Consider the following 499-nt stretch of genomic DNA (forward strand, 5'->3'; position numbering starts at 1 on the left):
GGCAGTTGGCGCCGGCCGGCAGCGCCGCCGCCGCCACCGGCGAGGCGTTGGCGGCGCTGGGCTGGGCCAGCGGTGCGTCGGCATCGAAGTAGGCCAGGCCGCGGCAGCGCTGCCAGACCGAGGACTGCGCGTTGATCTCGTGCTTCCACAGCTGCCGGCCGCTGCTGGCGTCCAGCGCGATGACGTTGTTGTGCGGGGTGCACACGTACAGCGTCTCGCCGATCTGCAGTGGGGTGGTCTGGTCTTCGGCGCCGTTGCCGTCGCTGATTGCGATGTCGCCGGTGCGGTAGGTCCAGGCCACCTGCAACTGGCCGACGTTGCCGCGGCCGATCTGGTCCAGCGCGGCGAAGCGGCTGCCGCCGGCGGTATTGCCGTAGTGGCTCCAGTCGCGCTGCGCCTGCGCCGGGGTCACCGGCACCGGTGCCGGGCCGGGGCCGCTGGCGACCACCGGCGGATGCGGCACGAACATGCCGGCCAGGCCGCCGGCGCAGGCCAGCGC

1 pseudogene is annotated in these 499 nt (G+C 74.1%); it reads right to left on the bottom strand.

Annotated features, from left to right (window positions below):
* Positions 1 to 499 (bottom strand): annotated as a pseudogene (locus D180_RS16560) (PQQ-binding-like beta-propeller repeat protein); the annotation flags it as partial.

This window comes from Xanthomonas sp. SHU 166 (assembly GCF_000364685.1).
GTDB lineage: Bacteria > Pseudomonadota > Gammaproteobacteria > Xanthomonadales > Xanthomonadaceae > Xanthomonas_A > Xanthomonas_A sontii.